Annotated in this window: 15 protein-coding genes and 1 tRNA gene; 9 read left to right on the top strand and 7 right to left on the bottom strand. The window is 69.2% G+C overall.

Annotation, left to right across the window (positions count from 1 at the left end; all coding sequences use genetic code 11):
• On the bottom strand, positions 1 to 850 hold an 850-nt coding region (locus tag H7F53_RS14690), incomplete at its 3' end, for a tetratricopeptide repeat protein (RefSeq protein ID WP_185680256.1).
• Positions 851 to 1,047: 197 nt separating this feature from the next.
• On the opposite strand from H7F53_RS14690, the gene H7F53_RS14685 reads away from it, so the two are divergent.
• Genes H7F53_RS14685 through H7F53_RS14675 form a run of 3 tightly spaced genes read left to right on the top strand, consistent with a single transcriptional unit; the run spans position 1,048 to position 3,727 of the window.
• Positions 1,048 to 1,767 carry an AAA family ATPase gene (locus H7F53_RS14685; protein WP_185680255.1) on the top strand — a complete coding sequence of 240 codons (720 nt, stop codon included), beginning with the start codon at positions 1,048 to 1,050 and terminating at the stop codon, positions 1,765 to 1,767.
• A gap of 14 nt (positions 1,768 to 1,781) precedes the next feature.
• Positions 1,782 to 2,324, top strand: a complete 543-nt coding sequence (locus H7F53_RS14680) for a hypothetical protein (RefSeq protein ID WP_185680254.1) — start codon at positions 1,782 to 1,784, stop codon at positions 2,322 to 2,324.
• 14 nt (positions 2,325 to 2,338) lie between these two features.
• Positions 2,339 to 3,727, top strand: a complete 1,389-nt coding sequence (locus H7F53_RS14675; RefSeq protein WP_185680253.1) for a tetratricopeptide repeat protein — start codon at positions 2,339 to 2,341, stop codon at positions 3,725 to 3,727.
• Positions 3,728 to 3,839: 112 nt separating this feature from the next.
• Here the strand turns inward: H7F53_RS14675 and H7F53_RS14670 are convergent, their stop codons facing one another.
• A complete protein-coding gene (locus H7F53_RS14670; RefSeq protein WP_185680252.1) occupies positions 3,840 to 5,072 on the bottom strand; it encodes a dihydroorotase in 1,233 nt (410 codons plus the stop codon).
• Positions 5,069 to 6,082 carry an aspartate carbamoyltransferase catalytic subunit gene (locus tag H7F53_RS14665; RefSeq protein WP_185680251.1) on the bottom strand — a complete coding sequence of 338 codons (1,014 nt, stop codon included), beginning with the start codon at positions 6,080 to 6,082 and terminating at the stop codon, positions 5,069 to 5,071. Before H7F53_RS14665 ends, H7F53_RS14670 begins: the two co-directional genes overlap by 4 nt.
• Before the next feature lie 151 nt (positions 6,083 to 6,233).
• On the opposite strand from H7F53_RS14665, the gene sppA reads away from it, so the two are divergent.
• The 5 genes from sppA (at position 6,234) to clpX (ending at position 12,578) form a co-directional block, all read left to right on the top strand.
• A complete protein-coding gene (gene sppA / locus H7F53_RS14660) occupies positions 6,234 to 8,114 on the top strand; it encodes a signal peptide peptidase SppA (protein ID WP_185680250.1) in 1,881 nt (626 codons plus the stop codon).
• A 218-nt stretch (positions 8,115 to 8,332) separates the two neighbouring features.
• Positions 8,333 to 8,417, top strand: a tRNA-Leu gene (locus H7F53_RS14655).
• 63 nt (positions 8,418 to 8,480) lie between these two features.
• Positions 8,481 to 10,076, top strand: a complete 1,596-nt coding sequence (gene tig, locus H7F53_RS14650) for a trigger factor (RefSeq protein WP_185680249.1) — start codon at positions 8,481 to 8,483, stop codon at positions 10,074 to 10,076.
• 401 nt (positions 10,077 to 10,477) lie between these two features.
• Positions 10,478 to 11,161 (top strand): ATP-dependent Clp endopeptidase proteolytic subunit ClpP, encoded by a 684-nt coding sequence (gene clpP / locus H7F53_RS14645; RefSeq protein WP_185680248.1) that lies wholly within the window; start codon positions 10,478 to 10,480, stop codon positions 11,159 to 11,161.
• Between the two features lie 160 nt (positions 11,162 to 11,321).
• Positions 11,322 to 12,578 (top strand): ATP-dependent Clp protease ATP-binding subunit ClpX, encoded by a 1,257-nt coding sequence (gene clpX / locus H7F53_RS14640; protein WP_185680247.1) that lies wholly within the window; start codon positions 11,322 to 11,324, stop codon positions 12,576 to 12,578.
• Between the two features lie 95 nt (positions 12,579 to 12,673).
• Here the strand turns inward: clpX and H7F53_RS14635 are convergent, their stop codons facing one another.
• The 3 genes from H7F53_RS14635 to H7F53_RS14625 all read right to left on the bottom strand — a co-directional run bounded on the left by H7F53_RS14635 (position 12,674) and on the right by H7F53_RS14625 (position 15,449).
• A complete protein-coding gene (locus H7F53_RS14635; protein ID WP_185680246.1) occupies positions 12,674 to 13,210 on the bottom strand; it encodes a fasciclin domain-containing protein in 537 nt (178 codons plus the stop codon).
• A 189-nt stretch (positions 13,211 to 13,399) separates the two neighbouring features.
• Positions 13,400 to 14,296: an EamA family transporter RarD gene (gene rarD / locus H7F53_RS14630; protein WP_185680245.1), complete on the bottom strand. Its 897-nt coding sequence runs from the start codon at positions 14,294 to 14,296 to the stop codon at positions 13,400 to 13,402.
• A 64-nt stretch (positions 14,297 to 14,360) separates the two neighbouring features.
• Positions 14,361 to 15,449 carry a cation diffusion facilitator family transporter gene (locus tag H7F53_RS14625; RefSeq protein WP_343062090.1) on the bottom strand — a complete coding sequence of 363 codons (1,089 nt, stop codon included), beginning with the start codon at positions 15,447 to 15,449 and terminating at the stop codon, positions 14,361 to 14,363.
• A 334-nt stretch (positions 15,450 to 15,783) separates the two neighbouring features.
• Between H7F53_RS14625 and H7F53_RS14620 the strand changes: the two genes are divergently transcribed.
• Positions 15,784 to 19,062: a TonB-dependent receptor gene (locus H7F53_RS14620; RefSeq protein ID WP_185680244.1), complete on the top strand. Its 3,279-nt coding sequence runs from the start codon at positions 15,784 to 15,786 to the stop codon at positions 19,060 to 19,062.
• A gap of 120 nt (positions 19,063 to 19,182) precedes the next feature.
• On the opposite strand, the gene mtgA is transcribed toward H7F53_RS14620, so the two are convergent.
• Positions 19,183 to 19,899 carry a monofunctional biosynthetic peptidoglycan transglycosylase gene (gene mtgA, locus H7F53_RS14615; RefSeq protein ID WP_379542863.1) on the bottom strand — a complete coding sequence of 239 codons (717 nt, stop codon included), beginning with the start codon at positions 19,897 to 19,899 and terminating at the stop codon, positions 19,183 to 19,185.
• Positions 19,900 to 19,929 lie beyond the last annotated feature (30 nt).

The raw sequence follows: 19,929 nt of genomic DNA, 5'->3' as shown, positions 1-19,929 counted from the left end.
GCTTTGCGGCGGCGGGCCGCGCTGCCGGCTTGGCTTCGGCGGGCGCGGGCGCTGGCGGGGCGGATCGCGCGGGGGCGGGGGGCGCTGCGGCCACGCGTACGGGCGGGGGAGCAGGCGCGGGAGCGGCAGCAGCGGTCGCGCTCGGTGCCGGAGCCGGGGCACCCAGCCCGAACGGTGGACGCGGTTGCGGCAGGCCGCTGGGCGGCGCCACCGGGGCCGGCGTGACGATCCGGCTGCCCAGATCGACCGCGGCGAGCTGGTTGCGGCGGTTGGTCTCCGCTTCCTCGCCCAGCTTGGCGGCCAGCGTTGCGGCTGCCTGTCGCTGCGCCAGCGGAATGTGCTGGTCCATCTGGGCGATTGCCGGGGCGGCCTGGGGCAGGCCCGCGCTTTGCGCCAGGGTCATCAGGGCATAGGCCCGAACCCAGTCCTTGGCCTCGAGGTCCCCGTTGAAGTGGGCAATCCCGAGGAGGTACTGGGCGCGGGCATCGCCGCGTCCGGCAGCGGCGCGAACATAGGGCATGGCGGCGGTGCGCTCGCCCCGGTCGAACATCATCAGGCCATAGAAATCGCCCGCCTCGACATGCCCCTGGGCCGCGGCCTTGGCGAACAGGGCCTCGGCCCGGGCGAGATCGCGCGGCACGCCGCGGCCGAGCCGGTAGGCCTGGGCGAGATGGAACTGGGCATCGGGATCGCCCTGCTCGGCCGGGCCTTCCCACTGCTGGACGGCGACCGTGTAGTCCCCGCGGTTCCAGGCCTCCTCGCCGGTCTTGACGTCGCCCCTGGCCACGCCCGCAAGGCTCAGCGCCGCGATTCCGACGGCCCAGAGTAGACCCAAGCGACCCGCAGTCATTCGTCTCGTCCCCGTTTGCTGATCGGCCGGAGGGGTTCTGCCACAAGCAGGCGGGCAGGCAAACCCTTTGTCCGGCAAGCCAACGTTCCTTTACACCGGAGCACTCCGTGGTGGCAAAATTAACGCGATCTTAGGGGTCTCCGTGGTTCTTTCGCCGGGAATTGGCAGATTTGCCGGCATTCCGGGGGACTTGAACCGTGCGCGTATTGGCTCTGGCATCGCAGAAAGGCGGCTCCGGCAAGACCACCTTGTCGGGACACCTGGCTGTTCAGGCACAACGGGCAGGGGCTGGACCGGTCGTGCTGATCGACATCGATCCCCAGGGCTCGCTGGCCGACTGGTGGAACGAGCGCGAGGCCGATATGCCCGCCTTCGCCCAGACCACCGTGGCCCGTCTTGCGGCCGATCTTCAGGTGCTGCGCCAGCAGGGCTTCAAGCTGGCTGTGATCGACACCCCCCCGGCGATCACGATGGCGATCCAGTCCGTCATCGCGGTGGCCGAGCTGATCGTCGTCCCGACCCGCCCCAGTCCGCATGACCTGCGCGCCGTGGGTGCCACGGTTGATCTGTGCGAGCGCGCGGGCAAGCCGCTGATCTTCGTGGTCAATGCCGCCACGCCGAAGGCCCGCATCACCAGCGAGGCGGCGATCGCCCTGTCGCAGCACGGCACGGTCGCCCCGATCACCCTGCACCAGCGCACCGATTTCGCCGCTTCGATGATCGATGGCCGCACGGTGATGGAGGTCGACCCCAACAGCCGCTCGGCCCTCGAGGTCGCCGCCCTGTGGAACTACGTGGCCGACCGGCTCGAAAAGAACTTCCGCCGCACCGTCTTCGCCGCTCCGGCCAGCCCCACCGGGCAGGCCGGCACCCACCGGCCGATCGGGGGCTTCGGCCGCCGCGTGGCCGGTTCGTGACGGGGGGCGAGACGATGAGCAATTCGCGCGGTTTCGCGTCCCTGTCCGCCACCCTGCTCGCCCGCAAGGGCGGCGCGCGCCCGGCGATGCGCTCGCCGCTGCAGGGGCCCGCTACTCCGGGCGATCCGCTGAACGACTGCGGCTGGAACGACATGGGCTGGGCGCAGCCCGAGGCCGAGACGCCCGCAGCAGCGACCCCGGCCGGAGAGCCGGCCGGACCGGCCGTGGTCGTGTTCGAACCGTCCACCGCGCCCGAGCCGCTGCTCGCCCGCAAGCCGGCTCCGGCCGAGGTGCTCCCCTTCCTGCGCGAACTGCCGGGGGTCCCGGTCGCGCCGCTCCATGGCCATGCCGGCCGGCCGATCGTGCGCCGCACCCGCACCGCCGCCTTCACCCTGCGGCTCGACCCCGATCGCCACTACCGCCTGCGTCTGGCCTGTGCCGCACAGGCGCGCAGCGCGCAGTCGCTCGTCACCGAAGCCGTCGATCGTCTGCTCGACAGCCTGCCCGACCTTGAGCCGCTGGAGGCCCCCCAGGGCGCCCAGCGGATCGCCCGTTGAAACTGGACCTTGCCATGACCGGATCGCGTTACCCCAGCCTTCGGCTCGCCCACCGCCCCCTGGTCCTGGCCGGGGTCGCCGCCACACTCACCCTGCTCGGCGGCTGCGCGGGCTCGGCTGGCTTCAAGTCGGCCACGGCCGCGCCCACCCGCGCCGCGCCGATCGGCGATCGTGCGGTGGCCAAGGCCGAGCAGGCGGTCCAGCGTGCCCCGCAGGATCCCGCCGCGCGGGCGATGCTGGCGCAGACCTATTTGGCTGCCGGCCGTTTCCAGTCGGCTGCGACCACCTTCGACGATGCCATGGCGCTGGGCGACAACAGCGGTCGGACGGCACTGGGCCTGGCCCTCGCCAAGATCGGCCTCGGCCGCCAGCGCGAGGCGGTGGCCCTGCTCGATGACTGGCGCAGCGAGATCCCGGCGGCCGACCTCGGGCTGGCTCTCGCCCTGGCCGGCGAAACGGCCCGCGGCGTGGCGATCCTCAGCGACGCGGTGCGGGGCGGCGAAAGCACGCCCAAGCTGCGCCAGAACCTGGCCTATGCCTATGCGCTCGACGGCCGTTGGAGCGAGGCGCGGCTGATGGCTGCGCAGGACCTGCCCGCCGCCGAACTCGACCAGCGCCTGGCCGTATGGATGCTCTCGGCCCTGCCTGACCGGGCGCGCGAGCGTGTCGCCGGCCTGATCGGCGCGCCGGTGCGCAGCGATCCGGGGCAGCCCGCGATGCTGGCGCTCAAGGCTGATGTGGCGGGCGAGCAGCTGGCGGCCCAGACCCCGGCTCCGGTCCAGCCGGCATCCCCGGTCGAGGTGGCGGCGGCCGTCGCGGAGCCGGTCCAGCCTGCCGCTCCGGCCGAACTCCCCGCGCTGGCCGCGGCCGAGCCGGTTGCCGCGCCGGTCCCGGCCGCGCCGCCGGTGCTTGAACAGAACATTGCCGCCCAGATCGCGCGTCCGGCGACGGCTGCGCCAGCAGTAGCCAAGCCGCTCGCCCGGCCCAGCGTGGCGTCGGCCTTCGCCCCGGTGGTGACGCGTTCGACGCGGGTCACGGCCGAGCCCGCCGTCCCGGCGAATGCGCCGACCCGGCTGGCGGCTGCGGGTGCAGGCACCCATCTCGTCCAGCTCGGAGCCTTCTCGAGCCAGCAGGGCGCCCGCCGCGCCTGGGGTATCTTCGTACGGCGCACGCCGGGACTGGCCAGCTACCGGATGACCGTCACCACCGCCTCCGTGCGGGGCAAGACGGTCTGGCGGGTGGCCGCGGCCGGCCTCAATGGTGCGGGGGCCGCAGGCGGACTTTGCGCCCAGGTCAAGGCTCGCGGCGGTGCCTGCTTCGCCTATGCCGTGCTGCCGCGACCGGCCGTCCAGCCGGGTTTGCCCGGCCGCGATGCCTCGGGCCCGCAGCGCGCCCGGCGTTAACGCTTCGGCAGCATTTCAGGGCTTACAGCCTGTCCCATCGACCAACCTTGTTCAGCCCCTCCGACGACCATCGGAGGGGTTTTTTCGTGGCCTGCGGGCAGGGGAGAATGGCTCAGGCGACCTGAGCGGCGCCCTTGAACAGCGCGGTGATCCGGCCCTGGACCGGCTGGCGGTCGAACGGGGTGTTGCCCGCGCTGGCGGCCATCCTCGCGGAATCGACGATCCACGGGCGATCGGGATCGATCACCGCGAGATCGGCAGCGGCCCCGACCGCGAGCACGCCGGCCTCGACGCCGAGCAGCCGTGCCGGCGTGGCGGCGAGCAGCGCGAAGGCGCGGGCGAGGTCGATGACCCCGTCGCGGACCAGCGAAAGCGTCATCGGCAGCAGCGTTTCGGCCCCGGCCATGCCGGGTTCGGCATCGGCGAAGGGCAGGCGCTTGTCCTCGGGGCCGCGCGGGTCATGGCCCGAGGCGATCACATCGATCGTGCCATCCGCAATCGCGGCAATCACGGCCTTGCGATCCGCCTCGGAGCGCAGCGCGGGTGACAGCCGCAGGAAGGTGCGGAAGCCGGCCAGCGCCGTGTCCGACAGCATGAAATGGGCCGGTGTCACGCCCGCCGTGACAGCCACGCCGCGGCGCTTGGCGGCGCGGACCAGGTCAAGCCCGGCGGCGGTGGTCACCTGACGCAGGTGCAGCCGGGCCCCGGCCAGCTCGGCCAGGGCAATATCGCGCGCCACGGCCAGCGCCTCGGCCTCGGCTGGCGCGGCGGGCAGGCCGAGCCGGGTCGCCATCTCCGAAGCCGTGGCAACAGCAGCGCCGGCGAGGCCGCTGTCCTCGGCATGGCTGACCACCACCAGATCGAGCATCGCGCAGTAGCGCAGCAGTCGCAGCATCGTTCCCGAATCGCCGATCCAGCCGCGCCCGGTGCTGACCGCGCGCGCCCCGGCGTCGCGCATCAGCGCGATCTCGGCGATCTCGGTACCGGCCAGTTCGCGGGTCGCGGCGGCCAGCGGGTGAACCCACAGACCCGGCTTGCCGGACTGAGCGGCGAAGCGCACCCGGGCGGGATGGTCCAGCGGCGGGCCCTGATCGGGCATCAACGCGGCGCGGGTGATCCCGCCGAAGTGGAAGGCGGGCTTGTCCACCGCGAAGACCCCGAGATCGACCAGCCCCGGCGCGAGCAGCTGGCCGCGCGCGTCGAACACCCGGTCTTCTGAGGCCGGCGCCACCGTCGGGCCGAGCGCAACGATGCGGTCACCCTCGGTGCGCAGCGCCCCCGCCACCGGCTCCCCCTGAGGCAGCACCAGCCGGGCGTTGATGATCGTCAGCGGTGCAGAGATCATGCCCAGCCCTCCACGCCGCGCGCGCGCCGGGTCAGCACGTCAAGGCAGGCCATGCGGATCGCCACGCCCATCTCCACCTGGGTGGTGATCAGCGATACGGCGGCATGGTCGGCCACATTGCTGTCGATCTCGATCCCGCGGTTCATCGGTCCCGGGTGCATCACCAGGGCCCCCGGTGCCGCACGGGCCAGCCGCTCGAGCGTGAGCCCGTAGAGATGGCGGTATTCGCGCGGGGAGGGGACGAACTGGCCCTGCATCCGCTCGAGCTGGAGACGCAACATCATGACCACGTCGGCGCCGGCCAGCGCGGCATCGAAATCGTGGTATGGCGTGACCTTGAGCTGTTCGATCTCGGCCGGCATCAGCGCCGGCGGGGCGCAGACCCTCACATCGGCACCCAGCGTGGTCAGCGCGTGAATGTTCGAGCGCGCGACGCGGCTGTGCAGGATGTCGCCGCAGATCACCACGCGCAGACCGGCAAAGGGTTCGCCGGTTTCGCCCCGGGCGCGCAGCGCGCCGCGGATGGTGAGCGCATCGAGCAGCCCCTGCGTGGGATGCTCGTGCTGGCCATCGCCGGCGTTGAGCACCGGGCAGTCGACCTTGTCGGCGATCAGCCCGACCGCACCCGAGCTGGCGTGGCGGATCACGATCGCATCGGCGCGCATCGCGTTGAGCGTCAGCGCGGTGTCGATCAGGGTCTCGCCCTTCTTCACGCTGGAGGTGGCAGCATGCATGTTGACCACGTCGGCGCCCAGGCGCTTGCCGGCAATCTCGAAGCTCAGCAGGGTGCGGGTGGAATTCTCGAAGAAGGCGTTGATGATCGTCAGTCCGGCCAGCACCTCGGCGCGCTTGTGCGGCTGGCGGTTGAGCGCGACCCACGGCTCGGCCTGGTCCAGCAGGTAGAGCAGTTCATGCGGAGCCAGCCCCGCGAGGCCGAGCAGGTCGCGGTGCGGGAAGGCGGCCCCGCCGGCTGGATAGCGGGCGGCGCTGGAGGAATGTGGCGCTGTCATTGAAGACAGCGCTCTAACCGGCTGGGGCAGGACCAACAAGCCGCGCGGTCATCTGTCCACTTTCTTATTTCGTGCGTCCTCCTATCAAGGAGACAGATTGCGGCGCGCTCGGGACCGCCGCGTAACACCCGCCCGAGGACGGACTGGATCGATGATTTTCGCGCGCAAGGTCTGGAAGCTGCTGGTCGCGATCAAGGACGGGCTGGTCCTGCTGCTCCTGTTGCTGTTCTTCGGCGCGCTCTATGCCGGGCTGTCGAGTCGGCCGAGCCCCGCCCAGGTCCGCGAGGGCGCGCTCCTGCTGCGCCTCAAGGGTGTGGTGGTCGAGGAACCGCAGCAGGTCGATCCGCTGACCGCCCTGGCCAGCCGTGCGATGCCGGAAACCGAGTATCGCGCCCGTGATCTCGTCCGCGCGCTTGACGCGGCGGCCCGCGACGGACGGATCAAGGCGGTCGCGCTTGACCTTACCGGGTTCGGCGGCGGCGGTTTCGTCCACCTGACCGAGATCGGCGCGGCGCTCGACCGGGTCCGCGCGGCGAAGAAGCCGGTGCTGGCCTATGGCGCGACGCTGGATGATGATGCCCTGCTGCTCGCCGCGCACGCCAGCGAGATCTGGATCCATCCGCTGGGCGGTGCCTACATCACGGGTCCCGGCGGGCACACGCCCTATTTCAAGGCGCTGATCGACCGCTTCAAGATCAACGTCCACGTCTATCGGGTCGGGACCTACAAGGACTTCGTCGAGCCCTACGAGCGTGAAGACATGTCGGCGCCCTCACGCGAGGCCCGCAGCGCGGTGCTCCAGGCGATCTTTGGCCAGTGGCAGGACAACGTCCGCAAGGCCCGCCCGCGGGTACGGCTCGATCTGGCCACGACCGGGCTGGTCAACACCATCCGCGCCGCCGGGGGCGATACCGCCACGGGGGCGTTGGCGGCCGGGCTGGCCGACCGGATCGGGGATCGCGCGGCCTTCGGTACACGGGTCGCGGAGCTGGCCGGCAAGGACCCGGCTGACCGCGCTCCGGGCGCCTTCGCCCACACCTCGCTGCGCACCTGGATGGCGGCCAATCCCGCGCCAAGCGGTGGCAAGCGGATCGGCGTGGTCACGATCGCGGGCGAGATCGTCGATGGCGATGCCGGCCCCGGCGTCGCCGGTGGCGACCGTATCGCGGCGCTGCTCGAAAGCAGCGCTGCGGCGGATCTTGCCGGGCTGGTCATTCGGGTCGATTCGCCCGGCGGGTCGGTCATGGCCTCGGAGCGGATCCGCGGAGCGATCGAACGGATCAAGGCGCGCGGCGTGCCGGTGGCCGTGTCGATGGCCAATGTCGCGGCCAGTGGCGGCTACTGGGTCTCGACCCCGGGGACACGGATCTTCGCCGAGCCGGGCACCATCACCGGCTCGATCGGAATCTTTGCGGTCCTGCCCTCGTTCGAGCGCACCCTGGCGGACTATGGCGTCAGGTCGGACGGGGTGCGGACCACTCCGCTGTCGGGACAGCCCGACGTGCTGGGCGGTTTCTCCCCCGAGGTCGAGCAGCTGCTCCAGGCCAATATCGAGGGCGGCTACCAACGCTTCATCGGCCTCGTCGCCGGTGCGCGGGGCAAGAGCCCGGCGCAGATCGACGCGATCGCCCAGGGGCGGATCTGGGACGGCGGCACCGCGCGGCAGATCGGGCTGGTCGACCAGTTCGGCGCGCTCGACGATGCGCTGGCCTGGGTGGCCGGCCAGGCCAAGCTGGGCGAAGGAACATGGAGTCCCCTTTACCTCGGCCAGAGCGACAATCGCTATGCCTCGTTGCTGCAGCAGGTGTTCGGCGGCCAGGATGACGAAAGCGACGCGCCCGAGGGCGACGTCTTCGCCGCGCTGGCGCAGCGCCAGCAGGCGCGTCTGATGGCGGCGCTGGCGGGGGCCGACCGGATCGTGTCGGGCCGCGGGGCGCAAGCCTATTGCCTCGGTTGCCCGGCCCAGCCGGGTGCCGCAGTCGCCCCGCAGCCCGGCCCGCTGACCCGCTGGGTCGCCGCGCTGCTGCGCTGATCTGCCGCGGACAGCGCGGCTGGCGCAAGGCCGGGGGTGACGGGTCTGGACCGCTCGCCGGCAGGCGCCCGGACACGCCCGGAGGCTCCAGGCCGAGCCGCGTGAGCGGCGCGCCCGGTCCCCGGCTGCGCCGGTTCGGGCAGGTCACCGCCAACGCTTGCCCTTTTCGCGCCAGCCCGCTACGGGCCTGCCCTTCGGATTTCGGGCTTCGTCGGCTCGCGGGCGTGGCGGAATTGGTAGACGCGCTGGTTTTAGGTACCAGTATCGCAAGATGTGGGGGTTCGAGTCCCTTCGCCCGCACCAGTTCAGCCACCAGGATAGCGAGACGGCGGGCGCATCGGCGTTTTTGAAAAGGCTGTTATTGTCATGCAGATTGTCGAGACCACCAACGAGGGTTTGAAGCGCGGCTACACCATCACCATCCCCGCGGCGGCGATCGCCGAGCGGGTCGAGGGTGAGATCACCAAGATCGCGCCGCAGGTGCGGATGCCCGGCTTCCGGCCCGGCAAGGTGCCCGCCAACCTCGTGCGCAAGATGCATGGTCCGGCGATCCACCAGGAAGCGCTCAACACCTCGATCCGCGAGGCGATGGACAAGCTGGTGGCCGACAAGCAGCTCCGCCTTGCGGTGCAGCCGGCGGTGAACCTGGGCGAAGGCTATGCCGAGGGCCAGGACGCCGAGCTGACCGTCAGCCTCGAGGTCCTGCCGACCATCGCCGCGCCGACGCTCGACGGTCTCCAGCTCGAGAAGCTGGTCGTGCCGGTCACCGATGCCCAGGTCGATGAGGCGGTGCAGCGCATCGCCGCCGGAGCCAAGAGCTTCGTCGATGCCAAGAAGGGCAAGAAGGCCGAGAACGGCGACCAGCTCGTGATCGATTTCGTCGGCAAGCTGGGTGACGAGGCCTTCGAGGGCGGCTCGGCCGAGGACACCGCGATCGAGCTGGGCGCCGGCCGCTTCATCCCCGGCTTCGAGGAGCAGCTCGTCGGCGCCAAGGCCGGTGAAGAGCGCCAGATCAAGGTGACCTTCCCGGCGGATTACCCCGCCGCCAACCTGGCCGGCCAGGAAGCCACGTTCGACATCACGGTCAAGGCGGTGAAGGTCGCGGGCGAGACCAAGATCGACGACGACTTCGCCAAGAACCTCGGCCTCGAGAGCCTCGAGCAGCTGCAGGGCCTGCTGCGCGGCCAGCTCGAGCAGGAGACGGCCGGGCTGACCCGCACCCAGATGAAGCGCCAGCTGCTCGACATCCTGGCCGCCGGCCACGATTTCGAGGTCCCGCCGAGCATGGTCGAGGCCGAGTTCGAGCAGATCTGGCAGCAGCTGACCCAGGAAGCCGCGGGCGAGGCTGATCCGGCCGCCGCCCTGGCCGAGATCGAGGCCGAGAAGGACGACTACCGCCGGATCGCCGAGCGCCGCGTGCGGCTGGGGCTGCTGCTGTCGGAGATCGGCCAGGCCAACGGCGTCGAGGTGACCCAGCAGGAAATGTCGATGCTGCTGCAGCAGGCTGCCCAGCAATATCGCCCCGAGGATCGCCAGCGCTTCGTCGACTACATCCGTTCCGAGCCGCTCGCCGCAGCGCAGCTGCGCGCCCCGCTCTACGAGGACAAGGTCGTCGACTTCCTGTTCGACAAGGCTGCCGTGACCGAGCGGACCGTGACCAAGGAAGAGCTGCAGGCGGCGATCGAGGCGGAAGAGGGCAAGACCGGGGAAGGCCACGTCCATGGTCCGGACTGCGGCTATGACCACGGCGACAAGCCGGCCGCCAAGAAGAAGGCCCCGGCCAAGAAGAAGGCCGCCGAGCCCGTCGCCGAGGAGGCCGCTCCCGCCTCGGACGAGGTGAAGCCGGCCAAGAAGGCCCCGGCCAAGAAGAAGGCCGCCGAGGCCGAGGCTCCGGCCGCCGAGGCCGAGGCCGCGCCGGCTCCGAAGAAGAAGGCTCCGGCCAAGAAGAAGGCCGAGGCCTGATTTTCCCGCCCGGTTCCGGTTGGGCCGGATTGCAGCGGGGCGCGACGAAAGTCGCGCCCCGTTCTGATTCCGGGGAGTGGGCTGCCAATCGCGGCGTGTCGTCATCCTGAACGTGTTTCAGGATCAATTTGTCCGTCTGCTCAGCTTCATCAGGGGCGTCGGGCAGTGCCCCAAGCCCAGGCATCCGACAGTGCCGAAGACGCGATGGATCCTGAAACACGTTCAGGATGACAAAGAGCAGGAATGGGGCAGGTGACGGGCGCTGCAAGTGCGGTTGGGACGCGCAGTGCAGATGCCCCTTGTGCCCAGGTTCACCTCATCACCAGCATTTCGCGGTAAACGCCCTTGAACATCGCGCAGCGGCACGCGACATAGGCGACCGCAACCAACGAGGGACCTTCATGCTCGATCTGTTCGGCGCTTCCAGCGCGCAGGGTAAGTTCACCGTCGACCCCATTACCGGTGCGCTCGTGCCCGTTGTGGTCGAGCAGACCAGCCGCGGCGAGCGCAGCTTCGACATCTATTCGCGCCTGCTGCGCGAGCGCATCATCTTCATCACCGGCGAGATCGAGGATCACATGGCCTCGGTGATCGTCGCCCAGCTGCTGTTCCTCGAATCCGAGAATCCCTCGAAGGATATCTCGATGTACATCAACTCGCCGGGCGGCGTGGTGACTGCCGGCATGGCGATCCATGACACGATGCAGTACATCCGGCCGAAGATCTCGACCGTGTGCATCGGTCAGGCCGCGTCGATGGGCAGCTTCCTGCTGGCCGCGGGCGAGCCCGGCATGCGCATCGCCCTGCCGAATGCGCGGATCATGGTGCACCAACCCTCGGGCGGCGCGCGCGGCATGGCCTCCGACATCGAGATCCAGGCGCGCGAGATCCTGCGCATGCGCAAGCGCCTGAACGACATGTACGTGAAGTACACGGGCAAGTCGCTTGACGAGATCGAGAAGGCGATGGACCGCGACACCTTCCTCGAGGCCGACGAGGCTCTGGCCTTCGGTCTGGTCGACAAGGTGTTCGACGCCCGCCCGGCCACCGACGTGGTCGGCGGCGAAGCGGACCCGATGGCCTGATGGCGCACGGGGGCGAACCAGATCCGGGTTCGCCCTTAATTGCGAGGCGGCCAGCTTCAGCCGGCCGCAAGGAAAGCGCGGTTACAGCGCAAAGTTGATTAAACCCCGCGCTGGGGTACACTCGGCGAGTCGCCCGGCGCGGGGGCGAACAGGACAAGAGATGACGAAACTGAGCGGATCGGACGCCAAGAGCACCCTCTACTGCAGCTTCTGCGGGAAGTCGCAGCACGAGGTGCGCAAGCTCATCGCTGGCCCCACGGTGTTCATCTGCGATGAATGCGTCGAGCTGTGCAACGACATCATCCGCGAAGAGACCAAGGCCGGGATCGCGGGCAAGAAGGACGGCGGCGTTCCGACGCCGAAGGACATCTTCGAGACGCTGAACGATTACGTGATCGGTCAGGACCGCGCCAAGCGCGTGCTCTCGGTGGCGGTGCACAACCACTACAAGCGGCTGAAGCACAGCGGCAAGGGCGGCGACGTCGAACTGTCGAAGAGCAACATCCTGCTCGTCGGGCCGACCGGTTCGGGCAAGACCCTGCTCGCCCAGACCCTCGCCAAGACCTTCGACGTGCCCTTCACCATGGCCGATGCCACCACCCTGACCGAGGCTGGCTATGTGGGTGAGGACGTCGAGAACATCATCCTCAAGCTGCTGCAGGCCAGCGACTACAATGTCGAGAAGGCCCAGCACGGCATCGTCTACATCGACGAGATCGACAAGATCAGCCGCAAGGCCGAGAACCCGTCGATCACCCGCGACGTGTCGGGCGAGGGCGTGCAGCAGGCCCTGCTCAAGCTGATGGAAGGCACCACCGCCTCGGTGCCGCCGCAGGGCGGGCGCAAGCATCCCCAGCAGGAGTTCCTGCAGGTCGACACCACCAACATCCTGTTCATCTGCGGTGGCGCCTTCGCGGGGCTCGAGAAGATCATCGCCGATCGCCTGCAGAAGCGCTCGATCGGGTTCGGGGCGCATGTCGCCGATCCCGACAAGCGCAAGGTGGGCGAACTGCTGCAGAAGGCCGAGCCCGAGGATCTGCTCAAGTTCGGCCTGATCCCCGAATTCGTCGGCCGCCTGCCGGTGATCGCCACGCTCAACGACCTCGACATCGAGGCGCTGGTCAAGATCCTGCGCGAGCCCAAGAACGCGCTGGTCAAGCAATACGCCAAGCTGTTCGAGCTCGAGGACGTGACCCTGACCTTCACCGACGACGCGCTGGAGGCGATCGCCAAGAAGGCGATCGAGCGCAAGACCGGCGCGCGCGGTCTGCGTTCGATCGTGGAAGGGCTGCTGCTCGACACCATGTTCGACATCCCGACCGAGGAGGGCATTGCCGAGGTCGTGGTCGACAAGGACGTGGTCGAGGGCCGCAAGGAGCCGGTCCGCGTGCACAAGGGCAAGGAACAGGCGGCCTGACCCGCCTGCCAAGCTGACGTTTCGACACCTCTGAAACAGGACCGCCCCGGAACCGACGTTCCGGGGCGGCTTTGTGTCGCGGTGGCGGGGCAGGATCAGCCCGGCAGCGAGACCGTGTCGGTGACGTGGATCACGCCGTTGCTGCCCGCCACGTCGGCGGCGACCACGGTGGCCTTGCCGCCCTTCTCGTCGGTCAGCACAACCTTGCCGTTCTCGAGCGTGGCCACCAGCTTGCCGCCGGCCAGCGTCGTCAGCGCAGCCTTGCCGCCGCCGGCCTGGATCGCCGCCACGGCATTGGCCGCCGTGATCTTGCCGGCCACCACGTGGTAGGTCAGGATCTTGGTGAGCAGGGCCTTGTTTTCCGGCTTGAGCAGGGTGTCGACCGTGCCCGCGGGCAGCTTGGCGAAGGCGCCGTTGGTCGGCGCGAAGACGGTGAACGGCCCGGTGCCGCTCAGGGCATCGACCAGCCCGGCGGCCTTCACGGCCGCCACGAGCGTGGTGTGATCGGGCGAAGCGACCGCGGCCTGGACGATCGTGGTCCCCTGGTGATGGTCGGCCAGCGCCGGAGTGGCGAGCGGCAGGGCAAGCGTCGCGAGCAGCAGCGCCGCAGCGCGGGGGAAGCGGGTGGTCATGGCAGGTCTCCGATAGGTCAAGGGGAGAAGAGCCGGCGCAGGCCCCACCAGCGGGGGGTGCTGGGGAGGGTTGAGGACAGGGAGCCTGCGCCGACCCTTCCGCACACCACATGGGGATGCCTGCACCGCTTGTGACCTGTCCCCGCGGACACTGTCCTTTCGGGCGGGTCGTTCGCCCGGCGGCTTGACTCAGCCTCTCGCCGCGCCCCGGCGGCGGAGCAGATCGCCGCAGTAGACCGCGCAGGCAGTCCAGATGAACGCGAAGCAGACCAACTGCACGACGCTCAGCGGCTCGTCGAACACCACCAGCCCCTCGACGAACACCAGGGTGGGAGCCAGGAACTGGAAGAAGCCGAGCGTCGAATAGTCCATCCGCTGCGCCGCCTGGGCGAAAAGCAGCAGCGGGATCGCGGTGACCAGTCCCGATGCTGCGAGCAGCAGCCCATCCGCCGGGCCGCGCGACAGCGCGCTCCCGCCCGGCTGCGCGGCAAACCAGCCGAGCAGGCACAGCGCCGCGGGCAGCAGCACCAGCGTCTCGACCGTCAGGCCGGTGACGGCCGGCACCGCGGCCAGCTTTCGCACCAGACCGTAGAACCCGAAGGTCAGGGCGAGTGCCAGGCTGACCCACAGCGCGCCGAGCGCGCCGACGGCGAGCAGACCCACGCCGATCGCGGCGATGCCCACGGCCAGCCACTGGATGCGGTTGAGCCGCTCTCCCAGCACGGCCGTGCCGAGCAGGACATTGATCAGGGGGTTGATGTAGTATCCGATCGAGGCGGCGAAGACGTGGCCATCATGGATCGCGACCACATAGATCGTCCAGTTGGCGCCGATCAGCAGCGCGCTGAGCAGCAGCGGGGCCAAGGCGCGCGGCTGACGCAGGACGGCCAGCAGCGGAGCGGCCTGGCGTCCGGCCACCACCAGCGCGAGGCAGACCGGCAGGGTGAACACGATCCGCCAGCCGACGAACTCGACCGGGGGGACGTGATGCATCGCCGCCAGATAGAGCGGCAGCAGCCCCCAGAGGCCATAGGCGCCGAGCGCTTGCGGAAGGCCGTTGCCGCGGGCTTCGGGAGAAACAGGCATGGCTCTGGCGGTAGGGCCGGGCGAGCGGACCGGCAAGCCTGCCTCGAAGGGCGGGGCCGCGCGGTCAGACCACGGCGGCGCTCAGCAGGGTGCAGCCCGGTCCGGCGCCGCGCTCGACCTGGACCGTGGCATGGCCGATCGCGAAATCGTGCTCGAGCCGTTGGGCCAGGCCGAGCAGGAAGTCGTCGCCGGGGCAGCCTGCGGGCATCACCAGATGGGCAGTGAGCGCGGTCTCGGTCGTGCTCATCGGCCAGATATGCAGGTCGTGCACCGCGCTGACCCCCGGCTGGCCGGCCAGGAACGCCTCGACCGCGGCCTCGTCGATTCCCGGAGGGACGCCCAGCAGGCCGAGGCGCAGCGAGTCCTTGAGCAGGCCCCAGGTGCCCCAGGCGATCACGGCGACGATGGCCAGACTGGTCAGTGGGTCGATCCACGCCGCCCCGGTGGCGCGGATCAGCAGCCCGGCGATCACCACACCGCCCGAAACCGCCGCGTCGGCGGCCATGTGCAGGAAGGCGCCGCGGACGTTCAGGTCGTCGTGGCGACCACGCAGGAACAGCAGCGCGGTGGCGGTATTGATCGCGATCCCGACCAAGGCCACTGCGATCACCGTGCCGGCCGCTACCGGAGCCGGATCGAACAGCCGGCGCACGGTCTCGACTGTGATCGCGCCCAGCGCGATCAGCAGCAGCGCCGCATTGGTCAGCGCCGCGAGGATCGACGAGCTCCTGAAGCCATAGGTGAAGCGCGCCGAGGGCGGACGGGCGGCAAGGGTGCTGGCGCCCCAGGCGATCAGCAGGGCCAGGACGTCGGACAGGTTGTGCCCGGCATCGGCAATGAGCGCCATCGACCCCGAGAGCACCCCGCAGACCGCCTCGACCACCACGAAGGCGCCGTTGAGCAGGACGCCGATGGCGAAGGCGCGGCCGAAGCTGGCCGGGGCGTGGTGGTGGTGCCCGTGCCCGTGCCCATGCCCGTGCCCGTGCCCAGTGTGGCCAGGACCGCCGTGGGTGTGGCCGTGATGCCCGTGCCCATGGTGGTGCCCATGTTGATGGTGTCCATGGCCATGGTGTCCATGCCCGGCCGGTCCGCCGCGATCGGGATCGCGGCTGGCGGCAGCGTGGCTTGGTTGACCAGACTGGTTGATGTCCACGGGCCGGCTCCTTTCACATCCTGTTGCACAGGCGCCGCACTCCGGCAAGAATCGTAGTCCTGCACACGCGCCCCGGTGCCTGCCGCGACTGCACAATTACCCGCAGCGGCACGTTTCCGTCTCGCAGGGCGGGTGCAGCGCAGCATTATTTCACGTGAAACCGGACCGACCCGAAATCGCCGCCAACGGTGTCAAGAAACCGTCATCTGGCCCCTGTTTAGAGGGACCGTTGGAACTTAAAAGGCGCCGCATCGGGAATCGTGCTGCAGCGCGGCAGTGTGCCTAACGCACAGCATGAACGGTCCGATCGGGGCTCAACGGGGACGTAATCGATATGCATCTCAGGATTTTCCTGGCCGCCAGCGCGGCCAGTCTTTCGCTTGCTTGCGCACTCGCCACCCCGGCCATGGCGCAGGAAACCTCGTCCTCGGTGCGTGGTCTGGTGACCGGCAGCTCGGGCCCGCTCAGTGGCGCCACCGTCGTCGTCCGGCACGAGCCCTCGGGCACGGTCCTCTCGACCACGACCGGCGATGACGGCACGTTCGCCGCCAACGGCCTGCGTATCGGCGGTCCCTTCACCGTCACGGTGGAAGCCCCGGGCTACGAATCGTCGACCGTGAATGACCTGTTCCTCCAGGCCGGCCAGCCGGTCCGCCTGCCGATCGCGCTGCAGGAGCAGACCGCGATCGTCGTGACCGCCAACGCGCAGCGCCCCAACCTGGCGGCCTCGGACGGCCTCACCACCGTGCTCAACCGCTCGAAGATCGACGGCGTCGCCTCGATCAACCGCGACGTGCGCGACCTCGCCCGGCGCGATCCGCTGGTCACCGTCGACCTGACCAACAGCCGCGCGATGGAAATCGCCGGCAACAACGGCCGCCTCAACCGCTTCTCGGTCGACGGCGTGCAACTGTCGGACGACTTCGGCCTCAACAACGGCGGTCTGCCGACCAGCCGCGGTCCGGTGCCGTTCGACGCGATCGAGCAGTTCTCGGTCAAGGTCGCCCCGTTCGACATCGCCGAGGGTGACTTCCAGGGCGGCGCGATCAACGTGGTCGTGCGCTCGGGCACCAACCAGTTCCACGGGTCGGCCTTCTACACCACCACCAACGAGGGCCTGACCGGCAACAAGAGCCGGGGCGTGCGCACCGACTTCGACCTGTCGTCGCAGAACTTCGGCGGCCTGCTCGCCGGTCCGATCATCAAGGACAAGCTGTTCTTCATGATCGCCTACGAGCGCGCCCGCGACAGCTTCCCGTACGAAAGCGGCGTGGGGGCCGGGGTGTTCAACCAGGTCCCGCTGATCACCCAGGCAAACATCGATCAGGTCAGCCAGATCGCCCAGTCGACCTACAACTACAACACCCTCGGCTTCCGCACCAACCAGCGCGAGGCGGACGACAAGGGTATTGCCAAGCTCGACTGGAACATCAGCGACAAGCACCGCATGGCGCTGACCTACATCTACAACCTGGGCACCTACCAGGTGCAGCAGAACACCTTCCTGACCCCGGTCTTCGCGTTGGGTCTGGAATCGAACGCCTATGTCACCAAGGAGCGGATCAACACCGGCACGGTCGAGATCAACTCGACCTGGTCGGACAGCTTCTCGACCACGGTGCGCGGGTCCTATCGTGACTACAACCGCGACCAGAACCCGGTCGGCGGTCGCGGCATCTCCAACTTCGAGGTCTGCCTTGATCCGACCTCGTCGGGTTCGGTCACGGCCTGCAACACGGCGCGCCTGTTCTTCGGGCCGGACGTGAGCCGCCACACCAACCTGCTGCGCACCAGCAACCTGTCGCTCGACTTCATCGCGCGCCTCAATGCCGGTGACCACGACTTCCGCTTCATCTCCGGCTACACGCGGGTCAACACCTACAACGTGTTCATCCAGCGCTCGCTGGGCGATCTCTACTTCGACTCGATCGCCGACTTCCAGGCGCGCCGGGCCAGCCGCTTCCGCCTGGGCGGGGCCGTCCCCTCGCTGGTCGATTCGGCGGCCGCGGCCGACTTCCAGTCGCGCAGCTTCAACATCGGTCTGCAGGACGACTGGCAGGTCACCGAGAAGCTGCAGCTCACCATCGGCGCCCGCTACGACCTGATGGACGATGGTCCGCGTCCGCCGCTCAACCCGAACTTCCTGGCGCGCCAGGGCTATCCCAACACGCAGACCTTCCGCGGTCGCGGCGTGTTCCAGCCCCGTGCCGGTTTCAAGTATGACTGGAGCGATCGTCTCAAGATCACCGGCGGCGTCGGCATCTTCTCGGGCGGTACCCCGGACGTCTATCTGTCGAACGTGTTCTCGAACACGGGTCTGCTGACCAACCAGATCGACATCCAGCGCAACACCACCGCGGCCGGCTGCAACGTGACCACGGCCAATGCCCCGGCGCTGTGCAATGCCGCGCTGAACAATGTGACCGGCGCCAACTTCGATCCGGCGGTCTTCGCCTTCCTGACCACCAACGTCGGCTCGCTCGCCCAGGCGCCGACCGACGTGATCGACCCCAATCTCAAGCTGGCGCGCAAGCTCAAGAGCTCGATCCAGGTCGACTACGATGCCAACCTCGGCGCCCTGGGCGATCACTGGCTGTTCGGTGCGCAGTTCCTCTATGACCGGAACATCTACGGTTACATGTGGACCGACGTGCGCTCGGCCCCGACCGGCGGGGTCCTGCCCGACGGGCGTCCGCGCTACAACGCGGTTGGCGGCGCCACCACCAACCGTGACCTGCTGATGACCAACAGCCGCGACGGCCGGGCCTGGTTCGCCACCGCCCGCTTCGCCAAGTCGTTCGGCAGCCTGTCGATCGACGGCAGCTACACCCGCTCGAACGTCAAGGACATCGCCGCGCTGACCAGCTCGACCTCGAGCTCGAACTACCAGAACAATGTCTTCGTCGATCCGAACATCCCGGCCTATGGCCGTTCGATCTACGAATACACCGATCAGTGGAAGTTCTCGATCGACTACAAGAAGAAGTTCTTCAAGGACGCCGAGACCCGCATCAGCCTGTTCGGCGAATACCGCAGCGGGCGCCCCTACAGCATCACCATGCTGGAGAACACCGGTGGCCGCGGCAACGCCTTCGGCACGGTGGGCAACCTCGGCAAGATGCTGCTCTATGTCCCGACCCTGAACGACGCCAAGGTCAGCTTCGACAGCGCCGCGACCGAAGCCGCGTTCAACGCCCAGATCGAAGCGCTCGGCCTCGGCAAGTATCGCGGCACGATCGTGCCGAAGAACTCGCAGACCTCGCCGGGCTTCTTCAAGGTCGACCTGCACATCGGGCAGCAGCTGCCGCTGCCGATCCCGTCGGGCATGAAGTTCGAAGTCTTCGCCGACATCGAGAACGTGCTCAACCTGATCAATCCCAACTGGGGTTCGCTGCGGCAGGTTCCGTTCGACTACACCTCGACGCTGGTCCGCGTCGCCTGCCTTACCACCCCGGTGGCGACCGGTACGGCTCCGACCACGGCGCAGACCACCGCCAGCCCGACCGCGGCCTGCGCCCAGTACCGCTACAGCAACGTGGTGGCGCCGCAGGAGGTTCTGCAGACCCGCCAGTCGCTCTACGGGGTCCGTATCGGTGCGCGCCTGCGCTTCTGATCGGTCGCACCGCTGACAAACCACGGGAAAGGGGCGCTGCGGCGCCCCTTTCTTGTTGTGGACCCGGCCGCAGCCGGACAGCCTGAGCCGGTCAGGTCCGCTGGCCCTGGGCGGAGCGGGTCACTCGTAGACGCAGGCGTCGTAGTCGGACCGCCGCACCACCGTGGTGCGCCGGGCGATCACGTTGCCGTGGCGGCGGGTGAAGCCGGTCGCGCCGGTGACCGCGCGCTTCTTGGGGCTGGGCAGGGCGGCGGCGATGCGCGCCGCCTCGACCGCGCTGAGCCGCGCGGCCGAATGGCCATAGTAGCGCTGCGCTCCGGCCTCGACGCCATAGGTGCCGATCCCGGTCTCGGCGACATTGAGATAGACCTCCATGATTCGCCGCTTGCCCCAGATCTGCTCGATCAGCACGGTGAACCAGGCTTCCAGCGCCTTGCGGACATAGCCGCCACCCTGCCACAGGAACACGTTCTTGGCGGTCTGCTGGCTGATCGTCGAACCGCCGCGGATGCGGCCTCCGCGCCGGTTGCGTTCCCATGCCTGCTCGATCGCTGCGGTGTCGAAGCCGGAATGGCTACAGAACTTGCCATCCTCGCCGGCGATCACCGCGGCGACCATGTCAGGGTCGATCCGCGTCAGCGGGGTCCAGTCCTTCGTAAAGCCGTTGGGGTCCATGACCATCGTCGCCGTGACCGGCACCGGCACCCATTTGTATGCCACCGTGAACAACAGGCTCAGCCCGACGAAGGCCAGGATGCCCCGCGCGATCCACGAGGCGAGCCGTGTGCCGAAGCCGGCATTCGGGCCCGGCCGGCCCCAGCGCATGATCGATCCCATGCCCTAGTGTTAGCGCGGCGGGGGCGGGGA

The sequence above is a fragment of the Novosphingobium piscinae genome, assembly GCF_014230355.1.
GTDB lineage: Bacteria > Pseudomonadota > Alphaproteobacteria > Sphingomonadales > Sphingomonadaceae > Novosphingobium > Novosphingobium piscinae.
The sequence above is the reverse complement of the archived record's forward strand: the minus strand, read 5'-3'. Positions and strand labels throughout refer to the sequence as shown.